The sequence below is a fragment of the Aminobacter sp. P9b genome, assembly GCF_045345995.1.
GTDB lineage: Bacteria > Pseudomonadota > Alphaproteobacteria > Rhizobiales > Rhizobiaceae > Aminobacter > Aminobacter niigataensis.
Genome location: NZ_CP150082.1, coordinates 2,923,274 through 2,936,129, shown reverse-complemented (window position 1 = coordinate 2,936,129; position 12,856 = coordinate 2,923,274). Strand labels below are relative to the sequence as shown.

Here is a 12,856-nt window from a genome sequence, read left to right as displayed (position 1 = left end):
CTCCTTCACGACCTTACGCCGCCCGGCGCTGGCCGTCGATGATCCACAATCTGGGGTCGCTTTGGCGCGATGCGGGCGCGCCGAGCGACGCGCAGAGATCGCCCAGTGCGTTCAGATTATGCACCGGACGGAACTCGTCGACATAAGGCAGCATGGCACGAACGCCGCGAGCGCGCGCCTCGAAACCATCGAAACGCAGCAGCGGATTGAGCCAGATCAGCCGGCGGCAGGATTTTTTCAGCCGCTCCATCTCTTCGGAGAGGCCCGCAACATCGTCGCGCTCGAGCCCGTCGGTGATGAGCAGGACGACCGCGCCCTGCCCGAGCACGCGACGCGACCACAGCCGGTTGAACTCGCCGAGCGTGTCGCCGATGCGGGTGCCGCCCGACCAGTCCTTGACCGCAGCGGAACAGTCGGCGAGCGCAGCATCGGGGTCGCGGTGGCGCATCTGGCGGGTCAGGTTGGTGAGCCTCGTGCCGAAGACGAAGGTGTGAACCCGCCGCCGCTTCTCCGTCAGCGCATGCAGGAAATGCAGGAAGATGCGCGTGTACTGGCTCATCGAACCGGAAATGTCGGCAAGCACCACCAAGGGCGGATGCACTTCGCGGACGGAACGGAATTTGGGCAGGATCAACTGGCCGCCGGTTCGAGCAGCCGCGCGCATCATGGCGCGCGGATCGACTTTGGCACCATGCGGGTCGGGCTTGAAGCGGCGGGTGCGCACGGTGTCGAAAGGCAGCCGAAGTGCTGCGATCTCGCGCCGCGCCTCTGACACCTCGCGGGCCGTCATCTGGGCGAAATCCTTGGCCCGCAGCATCTCGTTGCCCGACACGGTGAAACGGGCATCGACCTCGATCTCGGGGATCTCACGCGGCGGCTGGTTTTTCTGGTGGCCTTCGAACATCGCCTGGCTGACGCGGTTTTCGGCGGCACGCGGCTTCTGCTTCTCGCGATTGTCGGGCGCGACGGGCGAAAACATCGCCAGCATCTTCTCGATCAGCTCACGCGATTTCCAGAACAGCCGGAAAGCCTCGTCGAAGGTCGGGTGATCCTCGTGGCGGGTGACCAGCACGGCATGCAGCGTCCAGTAGAAGTCGTCGCGCGAGCCGATGCCTGCGGCGAGCACGGCCTCGATGGCGTCCTTGACCGAGGCGGGGCCGACCCGCATGCCGGCCTTGCGCAGGGCGCGGGCGAAATAGACGATGTTGTCGGCGATGCGGCCGTCGGGCTTGGTGGTGTCGATCACGGACACGTCCATCACTGCACCCTACTCCGCCGCCGCCAGCTCCGCCTTCACCTCGTTGAGGATACGGCGGCCTTCGCCCTGCTCGATCCGGGCAATGTCGTCCTGGTACTTCAAGAGCACGCCGATCGTGTCCGAAATCGTCTCGGGATCGAGCGCGACCTTGTCGAGTTCGGTCAACGCACTTGCCCAGTCGATGGTTTCGGCGACGCCGGGCACCTTGAACAGCTCGATCTCGCGCAGCCGCTGGATGAAACGCACGACCTCGTGGGAAAGCCGCTGGTTGGCCTGGGGCACCTTGCGGCGGACGATCTCGAGCTCGCGCTCGGCATTGGGATAGTCGACCCAATGGTAGAGGCAGCGGCGCTTGAGAGCGTCGTGGATCTCGCGGGTGCGGTTGGTGGTGATGATGACGATCGGCGGCTCTTCCGCCTTGATCGTGCCGAGCTCGGGCACCGTCACCTGGTAGTCGGAGAGGATTTCGAGCAGGAAGGCTTCGAAAGCCTCGTCGGTACGGTCGAGCTCGTCGATGAGGAACACCGGGGCAGCACCGGCCTTGCCGGTCAGCGCATCGAGCACCGGCCGGCGGATCAGATATTTCTCGGAAAAGACGTTCTTTTCCATGGCGGAGCGATCGACCTTGCCGACAGCCTCCTCCATGCGGATCTCGATCATCTGCGCCGCATAGTTCCACTCGTAGACGGCGGACGAGACGTCGAGCCCTTCATAGCATTGCAGCCGGATCAGCCGGCGGCCGAGCGCGCTCGCCAGCACCTTGGCGATCTCGGTCTTGCCGACACCCGCCTCGCCCTCGAGAAAGAGGGGCCGATTCATGCGCAGCGCCAGGAACAGCACCGTCGCCAAGGCCCGGTCGGCGACGTAGTCGGCGCCGGTCAACAGCTCGAGCGTCTCGTCGATCGTTTGCGGGATGGGACGAGGCGTACGGTCGGTCATGGCGCTTCCGGGGAGACGGCCTACAGCACGTGATAGCTGCGGCCGTGATAGACGAGTGGGCGGAGGTTATCGCCGATGCGCAGGCCTGTCACCTTGCCAAACATGACGCGATGGGTGGCCAGTTCCTTGGTGTCGACCAGTTCGCAGTCGAACACCGCGACCGCGCCGATCAATGCCGGTGCGCCGGAGGCCAGGACCTCCCATTCGCCAAGCGCGAATCGCTGTTCCGGCGGCAGGCCGGTGACGCCGGAAAAGGCGACGGCGAGCGGCTCGTGCTTCGCGGCAAGCGTGTTGAGGGCAAAATTGCCGTTCTCGATGAAAGCATCGTTCTTGGGGTTTTCGCGATTGACGCAGACCAGCACCATCGGCGGAGCGTCCGAAACCGAGCATGCGGCGATGACGGTTGCGCCACGTTTGCCGGCCACACCATCGGTGGTCACCAGATGAACGGCGCCGGCAAAGTGGCTCATGGCGTCGCGATAGGCCTGCGGCCCGACTTCAAACTTCTTCAGCAAGGCGTTTTCCTGCGATGATCCCTGAGGGCTATATATGCCCGCATCATTGGGCTCACAAGCAAGTGGACACAAGCACATTGCGCTTATACGGGCCAGGCAGTAGGTCAAAGACATCGCGTAAACTTGCGCGCGCAGAGGATTTTATTGGACCGAATGCGATCCGCAACTGCCATCGCCACTGCCCTGGCCGCATCGTTGGTGACGCTGGCTGCCCAGGCCGAGCCGTTGAAGATCGGCGTGGCGGCGCCGCTTTCCGGCCCGTCGGGCATTCTCGGCGAGCAGATCAAGACCGGCGCGTCGCTCGCGGCCGCGCATGACGGGGTATCGCTCGAGATCGCCGACGACCAGTGCACGGCAGAAGGCGGGGCCAAGGCGGCAAAGCGCTTTGTCGACGCCAAGGTGACCGTGGTCACGGGGTTTCTGTGCACCGAAGCGATAGAGGCAGCATTGCCGGTCCTCAAGGATGCGCAGATACCTGTCATCACCATCGGCGTGCGTACCGACAGCCTGACCGACCGGCGTGACAAGACCGGCTGGCAGGTGTTCCGGCTTGGACCGCGCGGCGACGGCGAGCGCGAGGCGGGAGCTTCGCTTCTGACGCGGCTGTGGACCGACGAACTGTTCGCCATCGTCGACGACGGCACCATCTATGGCCGCGAACTGGCCGAGAGCTTTCGGGCGGGCGCCGAACAAGCGGGGCTGAAACCGGTGTTCCTGGACACCTTCAGGCCGCAGCTCGACAACCAGGTCGCGCTGATCGGCCGGCTGCGCAAGGCGGGTGCGACGCATGTGTTCGTCGGCGGCGACGGTGAAGATGTCGCCGTGATGGGCCGCGATGCGGCATCGCTGGGCGCCGAAATCGTGTTTGCCGGCGGCGATACCCTGCGCGTGGCGGATCGGACAGTCCGTCCGGCCGAAGGCACGCTGATGATCGCGGCTCCGGAATGGTCCGACATGGCGAGCCCCGACGTGCTGGCGGCGTTCGAGACTGCAAAGGCGGTGACGGACGGCTACGCCCTGCCTGCCTATGCAGCGGTGGAAATCGCACGTGCGGCTGCAGATCTAGCCACGTCGTCGGGAAAACCGGTCGCGGGCGTGTTGGCCGGTACAGACTTCGATACGGCCATCGGAAAAATCCGGTTCGACGCCAAGGGCGACCTTACCGACAACCCGTTCCGCCTGTTCCGCTTCGACGGTACAAGCTACGTGCCTGCAGAGACCGAATGATGCTGAAAGCCGGACCGCTCAACCTGATCACCGACGTCGCCGGCCTGCTGGTCGGCAATGCTGACGATGAAAAGGCGAAGTCGGGCGTGACCGTGGTTTTGTGCGACGCGCCGGCGACGGCGGCCGTGCAGGTACTGGGCGGGGCGCCGGGAACACGCGAGACCGACCTTCTCGAGGCGCACAACACTGTCGAGACCGTCAATGCGATAGCGCTTGCCGGCGGCTCCGCCTTCGGCCTCGACGCCGCGTCGGGCGTGCAGGCGGCTTTGCGCGAAAAAGGCATCGGCTTTGCCATACGCGACCAGATCATCCCGATCGTGCCGGCGGCGATCCTGTTCGACATGCTGAACGGCGGCGACAAGGACTGGGGCCGCTACCCGCCCTATCGCGAGCTCGGCTATGACGCCGCGCAGTCCGCCGGCCGCGAATTCGCGCTCGGCACCACGGGCGCCGGCACCGGCGCGCTGACTGCCGGGCTGAAGGGCGGGCTGGGTTCTGCCTCGACCGTCCTGCCCAACGGCGTGACGGTCGGCGCGCTGGTTGCCGTCAACGCCACCGGCTCAGTGACGGTCGGACGCTCCAGGCACTTCTGGGCCGCACCTTTTGAGCTGGACGGCGAGTTCGGCGGTCTGGGCTACCCCTCGCCGATGCCAGCGGACGCCGCTCGCGTGTTCAAGAAATACGAGGACGAAAACAGCGCGGTGGCCAACACCACCATCGCGGTGATCGCCACCGACGCCGTGCTGACCAAGGCCGCCGCCAAGCGGCTGGCGATCGCGGCGCATGACGGCTTCACCCGTGCCATCTGGCCGGTGCACACGCCGTTCGACGGCGATCTGGTGTTTGCGCTGGCGACGGGCGCGAGCGGGATCGAGGTCGGGCAGGCCGACGTCGTCGACTTCTTCGCCGCAGCAGCCTCGACCATGGCGCGGGCGATCGCGCGCGGCGTGCATGCCGCATCCGCCGCGCCCGGCGACATAATGCCTGCGTGGTCGGCACGCACTGGATGACCTAAAGTCCTTTATTGACGGTATCTTAGCGCTTTCGCCTGAAAAATTGATTCAATCGGAAAGAGGGGCACGGCGATGAAAATGATGAAGCTTCTTTGCCTCGCAGGCATGTCGTTGCTGGCCGCGTCACAGGCCGCGCACGCCGGCGACGCTGCCGAGCTCAACGTGCTTGGCTTCAGCGCCGACGGCAAGGTGTTCGCCTTCGAGGAATACGGCATCCAGGACGGCTCGGGCTTTGCCTATGCCCACCGCTTCTACATCGACACGGTAACCGACACGTTCCTGCCCAACACGCCGGTGCGGGTGCAGATGGAAGACGAGAGCGTCGGCCTGCAGGTGGCACGCGACGAGGCGCGCAAGCGTGGCGACAAGGTCATCGCCGAAGACGTGCTGGGCGCCAACCGTGGCCGTCTCGCCGGCTTCAACGCCGTGACCGAGACCAGTGCCGATCCGCTGCGCATGGTGGTCAATCCACGACCGGTATTTCCGCCGATCGACGCGCCACTCGAATTCCGCCTTGAAGAGATTCCGCTCGGCGAGATCGAACGCTGCCCCGGCATCGGTCCGGTCAAGGGCTTCAAGCTGGTGCAGGTCGGCGACGGCGGCAAGACCACCGTCATGCAGGAAGACAAGGACGTGCCGCTCAGCCGCGGCTGCCCGACCGGCTATCGCATCGGCGGCGTTCAGGCCTTCTTCGGCGAAGGCGGCGCGATGACCTACGCGGTACTGATCACCGTCATCCGTCATGGATTCGAAGGCCCTGACCACCGCTGGCTCGCGGTTACGGGACGGATGTGAGCGACACCACCACCATGGAATCCGGTGCCCAGATCGAGGGATCGCGCGCCATACGTGCCGGCAGGAAACTGCGCCAGGCCCTGCCCTCGCTGCGCCTTGCGCTCGCCGGTTCTGCGCTCTGGGGCTTTGCGATGGGTGCCTCGGCGTTTTACTCGCTGCTTCTCGACCATTGGGAGACACCCCTTCGGGTCCGCGCCGTGGTCGTGCTTTTCGCGCTCGGCGGGGCTGCCGCCTTCCCCATAGGCTGGATGCTGGCAAGATTGCTTTCGCATGGCCGTCGCGCCGAGACGGCCTTCGCCGCGACTTTCGTTGCGCTGGCCGTGACGACGATCAGCCTGACCGCCCTGTTCTATGCGCTGCAGTATCGCAGCTATTATGCCGAGTGGCATGCCGAGCCCTTCACCGTGACCTGGGCGTTCCAGTTCGTCTTCACCGGGCTGGTGGCGCTCTACCAATTTGCGGTATTGGGCATCAGGCTGTATTTTCCGGGTGGATTTGCCGCCCTTTTCACTGCTGCAGCGTGGTTTACCTACCGTTCGCGTTGAGCATTGGGCTCACCTCTGTTAGGGGAGCGGCGACGAAACTCAGCTGGACAAGCCCCACCATGATCCCTCGCTACTCCCGGCCCGAGATGGTCGACATCTGGTCTCCCGAAACCCGGTTCCGCATCTGGTTCGAGATCGAGGCCCATGCCTGCGACGCGCTGGCCGAAATCGGCGTCATCCCCAAGGAAGCAGCGAAGACGATCTGGGAAAAGGGCGGCGCTGCGAAGTTCGACGTCGAGCGCATCGACGAGATCGAGCGCGTCACCAAGCATGACGTCATCGCGTTCCTGACGCACCTCGCCGAATTCGTCGGCCCGGATCTGCGCTTCATCCACCAGGGCATGACCTCTTCCGACGTGCTCGACACCTGCCTCAGCGTGCAGCTGGTGCGGGCGACCGACATCCTGCTCGCCGATCTCGACGCGCTGCTGGCCGCCCTCAAGCGCCGTGCCTTCGAGCACAAGGACACCGTCACCATCGGCCGTAGCCACGGCATCCATGCCGAGCCCACGACCTTCGGCGTGAAGCTGGCACTGGCATTTGCCGAGTTCACCCGCTGCCGCGAACGCCTGGTGCATGCCCGCGAGGACATCGCCACCTGCGCGATCTCGGGTGCAGTCGGCACCTTCGCCAACATCGACCCGCGCGTCGAGGAGCATGTCGCAGCCAAGCTGGGTCTCAAGCCGGAGCCGGTGTCGACGCAGGTCATCCCGCGCGACCGCCACGCCATGTTCTTCACCACCCTCGGCGTCATCGCCTCGTCGATCGAGCGCGTGGCCACCGAAATCCGCCACCTGCAGCGCACCGAGGTGCTCGAGGCGGAAGAATACTTCTCGCCGGGCCAGAAGGGCTCGTCGGCGATGCCGCACAAGCGCAACCCGGTGCTGACCGAGAACCTGACCGGCCTCGCCCGCATGGTCCGCTCCTATGCGGCGCCTGCGATGGAAAACGTGGCGCTGTGGCATGAGCGCGATATCTCGCACTCGTCGGTCGAGCGCATGATCGGCCCGGATGCGACGGTCACCCTCGACTTCGCGCTGGCTCGCCTGACCAACGTCATCGACAAGCTCGTCGTCTATCCCGACAACATGCTCAAGAACATGAACAAGTTCCGTGGGCTGGTTCATTCGCAACGCGTGCTGCTGGCACTGACCCAGGCAGGTGTTTCCCGCGAGGACGCTTACCGTTTGGTCCAGCGCAACGCCATGAAGGTGTGGGAAGAAGGCAAGGACTTCCTCGAGGAACTGCTCGCCGACAAGGAAGTGACGGCAGCCCTGCCCGAGAGCGAGATCCGCGAGAAGTTCGACCTCGGCTATCACACCAAGCATGTCGACACGATCTTCGCCCGCGTGTTCGGCGCAAGCTGAGCCTCAAGGCCTGAAACAGAAAGGCCCGCATTATCGCGGGCCTTCGGACTGCAAAAACCCCGGCGCAAGCCGGGGTTTTTTTTCATGGGCTATGTCGCGAAATCACTCGCGCCATCGTGACCAATACCAAACAACAAAAAACCCCGCCGAAAATCGACGGGGTCTTTGCGATGCTTTGACAGCCGTTGCCGGCCGGCGCCGATCCGAAGGGATTAGCGCGAATAGAATTCGACGACGAGGTTCGGTTCCATCTGGACGGCGAACGGAACGTCCGACAGGCCAGGAACGCGAGCAAAGGTCGCAACCATCTTGTTGTGGTCGACTTCGATGTAGTCCGGCACGTCGCGCTCGGCGAGGGCAACAGCCTCAAGCACGATCACCAGCTGCTTCGACTTCTCGCGGACCTCGATGACGTCGCCGGCCTTGCAGCGGTACGACGAGATGTTGGTACGCTTGCCGTTGACGTTGACGTGGCCGTGGTTGACGAACTGACGGGCAGCGAAAATGGTCGGCACGAACTTGGCGCGGTAGACAACCGCGTCGAGACGCGACTCGAGAAGACCGATCAGGTTCTCCGGCGTATCGCCCCTGCGGCGGTTGGCCTCTTCGTAGGTCTTGCGGAACTGCTTTTCCGAGATGTCGCCGTAGTGACCCTTCAGCTTCTGCTTGGCGCGCAGCTGCAGACCGAAGTCCGAGAGCTTGCCCTTGCGACGCTGGCCGTGCTGGCCGGGGCCGTATTCACGCTTGTTGACCGGGGACTTCGGACGGCCCCAGATGTTCTCGCCAAGACGGCGATCGATTTTGTATTTCGCGGATTCGCGCTTGCTCATCGCATTCCCTTTCAAAACGATACACCCGAAACCTCGTGTTTCGAGTGAAGGAAACGCGCCCTCCTCTGGCCCCCGTTTTCGGAGCCTGACAGGATCTTCCACGCACGCTTTGCGGAAAAGGTCCACGGGACACGTCAAATGAAACACCGGGCGTTTCGGCCCAGCGTTGGCGGCTAACTAGGGGAAACGGGCTGCAATGTCAACGCGTCGCAGGGCGCCGGCTCACTTCGCATCATGGAAGATGATGCCGAGGGTGAGGCGCTCGCCGGAGCGGATGCGGCTGACGCCGTGGCGCATCTTTACCCGGTAATCGCCGCGCGAGCCAGCCTTCGGCCGGTCGTTGACGGCAAACAGCGCGCCCTCGCCCATTCCCAACGTCACGACCTCGGCACGAGACTGCATGCGCGGCCGCTGTTCGGTCATGACGAATTCGCCGCCGTCGAACTCTTTTTTCGGCTCGCTGAGCAGAATCACCAGTTGCACTGGAAAGAGATGGGCGCCGTAGACATCCTGATGCAGGCAATTGTAGTCGCCCGCGCCGTATTTCAACAGAAGTGGCGTCGGCTTCGTCTGCCCGTCTCCGTGGCACTCGGCCAGGAAGGAGTCCAATTCTGGCGGATAACGCCGGTCGAGCCCCATGCGCTCGTTCCAACCATTGGCGAATGGAGCAAGGCGTTCGTAGAAGCTCTGGCGAAAACCGGCGATCACATCGGGAAGCGGGTTGGAGAAATATTTGTATTCACCCGACCCGAAGCCGTGCCGCTGCATGACGATCCGGCTGCGGAAATGGGCGTCTTGATCGTAGAGCTTTCGCAACTCGAGACAGGTCTGGCTGTCGAGCAATTGGCCCACCGGTGCCACGCCAAACTCGTCGAGATCGCGGAGAACGACCTCCCAGTTCACTCTCGAAACAACATCCTGGACATTCATCATGGCGCTCCTTGTCGGGTTCGGCGCCGAATCTAGGCTGTCATGAAGAGTGCCGCATTCCGATTCCTGCGCTTGTCACGCCTGGGCGTCGAAACTGTCGCGTGAACAGCGCATGCGGTCGCGATTGGCCGCCGCCCAGTCGCCAAGGGCCGCGATCGGCACGGCAATCGACTGGCCGAGTTCCGTCAGCCCGTACTCGACCTCCGGCGGCGTGGTCGGCCGCACGGTGCGCGTGACCAGCCCGTCACGTTCGAGCGAACGCAAGGTGACCGTCAGCATACGCTGCGAAATACCCTCGATGGAGCGCTTCAGTGCGTTAAATCGCACCGGCTGCGCCTGAAGGTTGATGACGACCAGGATGCTCCAGGTGTCGCCGACACGGTCGAGCACCTCGCGGATGGGACAGGTATCACGGCCATCGGTCTCGAAGCCGGGGGTCGTATGCAGCAGCGGCGCCACTGCTGCTGCCTTCGCTGGCGCGTTCATGCGGTTCTCCTGAGGTAACCTAGGCACGAAATCATGCGTTCTTTTCGCGTCCGGCCTGCCAAGCTATATGGTTATCGTTGGTAACCTGATTACAGATCATACCTGCTTTCGCCCGAATTGGCAAAACAGGCCGAACAAGGAGAACAGTCATGAAAATCGCTCTCATCGGCGCGTCCGGCTTCGTCGGCGGCGCAGTGCTCAAAGAAGCAACCTCTCGCGGCCACGAAGTTTCGGCCATCGTGCGCTCCCCCGAAAAGGTGGCTACTCACGACGGCGTCAACGCGGTCAAGGCCGACGTGAACGACGCCGGCGCACTGAAGGCCGCGATCTCGGACAGCGACATCGTCATCTCCGCCTTCAATGGCGGCTGGGGCGACCCCGACATCTACGCCAAGCACCTCGCCGGCTCGAAGGCGATCGCGGCCGCCGCCAAGGCTGCGGGCAAACGCGTGATCATCGTCGGCGGCGCCGGCAGCCTGGAGATCGACGGCAAGCAGCTCGTCGACGGCCCCGACTTCCCCGCAGCCTACAGGGACGGCGCCTTGGCTGCGCGCGACGCGCTCAGCGCGCTGCGCAACGAAAGCGGGCTCGACTGGTCGTTCGTATCGCCCGCGATTCACCTCGCACCGGGCGAGCGCACCGGCAAGTTCCGTGTCGGCGGCGACCAGCCGGTGTTCGACGCCTATGGCGAAAGCCGCATCTCGGTGGAAGACTTGGCTGTTGCCATCGTCGACGAAGCCGTGTCGCCCAAGCATACCGGCAAGCGCTTCACCGCCGGGTACTGATCGAGCCGCCTGTCCGGGGCTCAGTGCTTTGTCTTGTGCTCCGGCAGGCCCTTATGTTTCGTCTCGGCAAACTCTTCGAGTTCCTTCTCGGTCATCGATTCGTACATTTCCTTCGATGCGCCGAAAAGTTTGCTCCTCTTGATCTCGCCGCGCTTGGCAGCCAGGGCCGCGCCAGCGGCTTTCTGCTGGGCTCTCGATGTGGCGGGCATATCGTTTTCTCCTAACCGTTGCGGGTTTGGGAAACGCCTGCTGCCCGGTGATGTTCCCTCAGACCGTCAGCCCGAAGCCCTGCATCAGCCGGCGCGTGGCAAAATCCGACCGTTGCGACGTGAAGACGGCGAGATCGGGCCCGGCCATGTCGCGCGTACCACGCGAGCCGTTGAGCAATGACAGCGCCCGGCGCGCGATGGCCTCGGCCGGATCGATCCAGTCGACCGGCCAGGGCGCCGTCTTGCGCATGCGATTGACCAGGAACGGATAATGCGTGCAGGCGAGAACGACTATGTCGGTGCGCCGGCCATCCTGCTCGATAAAGCAGGGCGCGATCTCGTCCTTCACCGCCTGCTCGTCGACGAAGCCGTCGCGCATGTAGGTTTCGGCCATCTGAGCCAGCCTGTCGCTGCCGACCAGCCGGACATGGCATTTCGTCGCCCACTGGGTGATCAGGTCGCGGGTGTATTGCCGCTTGACCGTGCCTGGCGTGGCCAGCACCGACACCAGGCCGGAGCGGGTGCGTTCGGCTGCCGGCTTGATCGCCGGCACGGTGCCGACGAAAGGATGGCCGGGGAATGCATCGCGCAGGGCATCTATGACCAGCGTCGAGGCGGTGTTGCACGGGATGACCGAGATCTCGGGATCGAAACGCTCCAGCAGGCCGCCGAACAGGTCGAGGATGCGCGCCTTGAGCGCCGGCTCTTCCCAGGCGCCATAGGGAAAAGCGGCATCGTCGGCGACATAGACGAAGCGGCGCTCGGGCATCAGTACGCGTGCCTCGCGCAGCACGGTAAGTCCCCCGATGCCCGAATCGAACATCAGGATCGGACGGTCAGTCATTGTCGAGCCCCCGGCCGCCTATCGGCGGCATGTCGTCCTCATCGGCACTCCCGCTGCCTGAATGGGCGGCGTGATCGACCTTGGCCTTGCGGTCGGGGTAGCCGGCGCCACGCGGCTCCTTGGGCGAGAAATAGTCGAGCGAGGCGACGACGCCACGCAGAACCTTGAGCTCGGGGGCGAAGAAGCCGGGCCGCGTCAGCACCGAACGCAGATTGTCGACCATCTTGGGTTTCTTGGCGGCTGGGCGAAAATAGCCGCGCGCGTCGAGCGCTGCTTCCAGATGATTAAGCAGCCCGTGCAACTGATCCTTGGTCGCCGGCGCCATTTCGGGGCCGGTGAAATTGGTCTGGGTCTCGTCTTCCAGGCCGGACTTCATCCACTCATAGGACATCAACAGCACAGCCTGGGCGATGTTGAGCGATGCGAACCTTGGATCGACCGGAAAGGTGACGATCTCGTCGGCAAGGCTCACTTCCTCGTTGTAGAGACCGAAGCGCTCGCGCCCGAACAGGATGCCGGTGCGAAGCCCCGAAACCGCGTGCCCCCGCAGCGTCCGCCCGGCTTCGACCGGACCGCGCACTTCCTTGAAGCCGTCACGCGCGCGCGCGGTGGTGGCAAAGACGAAATTGAGATCGGCAACGGCGGATGCGAGATCGGGGTAGACCACCACGCCGTCGATGACGTGATCGGCGTTGCTGGCCGCGGCCCTCGCCTTCTCGCTCGGCCAGCCGTCGCGCGGATTGACCAGGCGCAATTCGGCGAGGCCGAAATTGGCCATGGCGCGCGCCACCATGCCGATGTTCTCGCCGAGCTGAGGCTCGACAAGGATGATCACGGGGGCGGCGGACTGTGTGGAGCTTGGGCTGACTGACATTGCTGCGATTGAACCGAGAATTGCGCCTTTTGCGCGTCCCTGACATATTTGCGCGCGAAAATGAAGTTCCGGTAAGTGACAGCCATGGCGGACGTCGTCACGGAGCAGGAAGCCGCCGCCGGAGACACCTGCCGGCAAGAAGAAATGAGCCTGACATCTGCGACCGCTGAAGTCGCATGCGGGGTAGTTCATACAATGTCAGCAAACAGGCCGAAGGTCGCAATCGCAATCATTTGCGC

Annotated in this window: 15 protein-coding genes; 6 read left to right on the top strand and 9 right to left on the bottom strand. The window is 64.1% G+C overall.

Going from position 1 to position 12,856, the window contains the following annotated elements:
• Positions 1–13: 13 nt before the first annotated feature.
• Genes WHT83_RS14395 through WHT83_RS14385 form a run of 3 tightly spaced genes read right to left on the bottom strand, consistent with a single transcriptional unit; the run spans position 14 to position 2,712 of the window.
• A complete protein-coding gene (locus WHT83_RS14395) occupies positions 14–1,258 on the bottom strand; it encodes a vWA domain-containing protein (RefSeq protein WP_406873985.1) in 1,245 nt (414 codons plus the stop codon).
• Between the two features lie 9 nt (positions 1,259–1,267).
• Positions 1,268–2,197 (bottom strand): AAA family ATPase, encoded by a 930-nt coding sequence (locus tag WHT83_RS14390; RefSeq protein ID WP_406871543.1) that lies wholly within the window; start codon positions 2,195–2,197, stop codon positions 1,268–1,270.
• Positions 2,198–2,217: 20 nt separating this feature from the next.
• Positions 2,218–2,712: a flavin reductase family protein gene (locus tag WHT83_RS14385; protein WP_108608401.1), complete on the bottom strand. Its 495-nt coding sequence runs from the start codon at positions 2,710–2,712 to the stop codon at positions 2,218–2,220.
• A 153-nt stretch (positions 2,713–2,865) separates the two neighbouring features.
• Between WHT83_RS14385 and WHT83_RS14380 the strand changes: the two genes are divergently transcribed.
• The 5 genes from WHT83_RS14380 to purB all read left to right on the top strand — a co-directional run bounded on the left by WHT83_RS14380 (position 2,866) and on the right by purB (position 7,659).
• Entirely contained in the window at positions 2,866–3,939 is a 1,074-nt protein-coding gene (locus tag WHT83_RS14380; protein ID WP_406871542.1) for a branched-chain amino acid ABC transporter substrate-binding protein, read from the top strand.
• Positions 3,939–4,949, top strand: coding sequence for a P1 family peptidase (locus tag WHT83_RS14375; protein ID WP_406873984.1), 1,011 nt, complete (start codon positions 3,939–3,941; stop codon positions 4,947–4,949). Before WHT83_RS14380 ends, WHT83_RS14375 begins: the two co-directional genes overlap by 1 nt.
• 81 nt (positions 4,950–5,030) lie before the next feature.
• Positions 5,031–5,747: a DUF2259 domain-containing protein gene (locus WHT83_RS14370; protein ID WP_406871541.1), complete on the top strand. Its 717-nt coding sequence runs from the start codon at positions 5,031–5,033 to the stop codon at positions 5,745–5,747.
• A 14-nt stretch (positions 5,748–5,761) separates the two neighbouring features.
• Positions 5,762–6,292 (top strand): hypothetical protein, encoded by a 531-nt coding sequence (locus WHT83_RS14365; protein WP_406873983.1) that lies wholly within the window; start codon positions 5,762–5,764, stop codon positions 6,290–6,292.
• Positions 6,293–6,351: 59 nt separating this feature from the next.
• The gene (purB, locus tag WHT83_RS14360) at positions 6,352–7,659 is read left to right on the top strand and encodes an adenylosuccinate lyase (RefSeq protein WP_406871540.1); all 1,308 of its coding nucleotides are present in this window, start codon (positions 6,352–6,354) and stop codon (positions 7,657–7,659) included.
• Positions 7,660–7,871: 212 nt separating this feature from the next.
• On the opposite strand, the gene rpsD is transcribed toward purB, so the two are convergent.
• The 3 genes from rpsD to WHT83_RS14345 all read right to left on the bottom strand — a co-directional run bounded on the left by rpsD (position 7,872) and on the right by WHT83_RS14345 (position 9,905).
• A complete protein-coding gene (rpsD, locus tag WHT83_RS14355; protein ID WP_055971213.1) occupies positions 7,872–8,489 on the bottom strand; it encodes a 30S ribosomal protein S4 in 618 nt (205 codons plus the stop codon).
• 222 nt (positions 8,490–8,711) lie between these two features.
• Positions 8,712–9,422, bottom strand: coding sequence for a 2OG-Fe(II) oxygenase (locus WHT83_RS14350; protein ID WP_406871539.1), 711 nt, complete (start codon positions 9,420–9,422; stop codon positions 8,712–8,714).
• Positions 9,423–9,494: 72 nt separating this feature from the next.
• On the bottom strand, positions 9,495–9,905 hold the full coding sequence (locus WHT83_RS14345; protein ID WP_318761911.1) for a helix-turn-helix domain-containing protein: 411 nt from the start codon (positions 9,903–9,905) through the stop codon (positions 9,495–9,497).
• Between the two features lie 149 nt (positions 9,906–10,054).
• On the opposite strand from WHT83_RS14345, the gene WHT83_RS14340 reads away from it, so the two are divergent.
• Entirely contained in the window at positions 10,055–10,690 is a 636-nt protein-coding gene (locus tag WHT83_RS14340; RefSeq protein ID WP_406871538.1) for an NAD(P)-dependent oxidoreductase, read from the top strand.
• A gap of 20 nt (positions 10,691–10,710) precedes the next feature.
• Here the strand turns inward: WHT83_RS14340 and WHT83_RS14335 are convergent, their stop codons facing one another.
• The 3 genes from WHT83_RS14335 to WHT83_RS14325 are packed head-to-tail and all read right to left on the bottom strand — an operon-like array spanning position 10,711 to position 12,617.
• Positions 10,711–10,899: a DUF3008 family protein gene (locus tag WHT83_RS14335; RefSeq protein WP_406871537.1), complete on the bottom strand. Its 189-nt coding sequence runs from the start codon at positions 10,897–10,899 to the stop codon at positions 10,711–10,713.
• A 58-nt stretch (positions 10,900–10,957) separates the two neighbouring features.
• Entirely contained in the window at positions 10,958–11,743 is a 786-nt protein-coding gene (murI, locus tag WHT83_RS14330) for a glutamate racemase (RefSeq protein WP_406871536.1), read from the bottom strand.
• Entirely contained in the window at positions 11,736–12,617 is an 882-nt protein-coding gene (locus tag WHT83_RS14325; RefSeq protein WP_406871535.1) for an RNA methyltransferase, read from the bottom strand. Before WHT83_RS14325 ends, murI begins: the two co-directional genes overlap by 8 nt.
• Positions 12,618–12,856: the final 239 nt, after the last annotated feature.

Bases quoted from the DNA above. Each gene is read 5' to 3' on its own strand.
- WHT83_RS14395 (WP_406873985.1), bottom strand. From the start codon at position 1,258: ATGGACGTGTCCGTGATCGACACCACCAAGCCCGACGGCCGCATCGCC.
- WHT83_RS14390 (WP_406871543.1), bottom strand. From the start codon at position 2,197: ATGACCGACCGTACGCCTCGTCCCATCCCGCAAACGATCGACGAGACG.
- WHT83_RS14380 (WP_406871542.1), top strand. From the start codon at position 2,866: ATGCGATCCGCAACTGCCATCGCCACTGCCCTGGCCGCATCGTTGGTG.
- WHT83_RS14375 (WP_406873984.1), top strand. From the start codon at position 3,939: ATGCTGAAAGCCGGACCGCTCAACCTGATCACCGACGTCGCCGGCCTG.
- WHT83_RS14370 (WP_406871541.1), top strand. From the start codon at position 5,031: ATGATGAAGCTTCTTTGCCTCGCAGGCATGTCGTTGCTGGCCGCGTCA.
- WHT83_RS14365 (WP_406873983.1), top strand. From the start codon at position 5,762: ATGGAATCCGGTGCCCAGATCGAGGGATCGCGCGCCATACGTGCCGGC.
- purB (WP_406871540.1), top strand. From the start codon at position 6,352: ATGATCCCTCGCTACTCCCGGCCCGAGATGGTCGACATCTGGTCTCCC.
- rpsD (WP_055971213.1), bottom strand. From the start codon at position 8,489: ATGAGCAAGCGCGAATCCGCGAAATACAAAATCGATCGCCGTCTTGGC.
- WHT83_RS14350 (WP_406871539.1), bottom strand. From the start codon at position 9,422: ATGATGAATGTCCAGGATGTTGTTTCGAGAGTGAACTGGGAGGTCGTT.
- WHT83_RS14345 (WP_318761911.1), bottom strand. From the start codon at position 9,905: ATGAACGCGCCAGCGAAGGCAGCAGCAGTGGCGCCGCTGCTGCATACG.
- WHT83_RS14340 (WP_406871538.1), top strand. From the start codon at position 10,055: ATGAAAATCGCTCTCATCGGCGCGTCCGGCTTCGTCGGCGGCGCAGTG.
- WHT83_RS14335 (WP_406871537.1), bottom strand. From the start codon at position 10,899: ATGCCCGCCACATCGAGAGCCCAGCAGAAAGCCGCTGGCGCGGCCCTG.
- murI (WP_406871536.1), bottom strand. From the start codon at position 11,743: ATGACTGACCGTCCGATCCTGATGTTCGATTCGGGCATCGGGGGACTT.
- WHT83_RS14325 (WP_406871535.1), bottom strand. From the start codon at position 12,617: ATGTCAGTCAGCCCAAGCTCCACACAGTCCGCCGCCCCCGTGATCATC.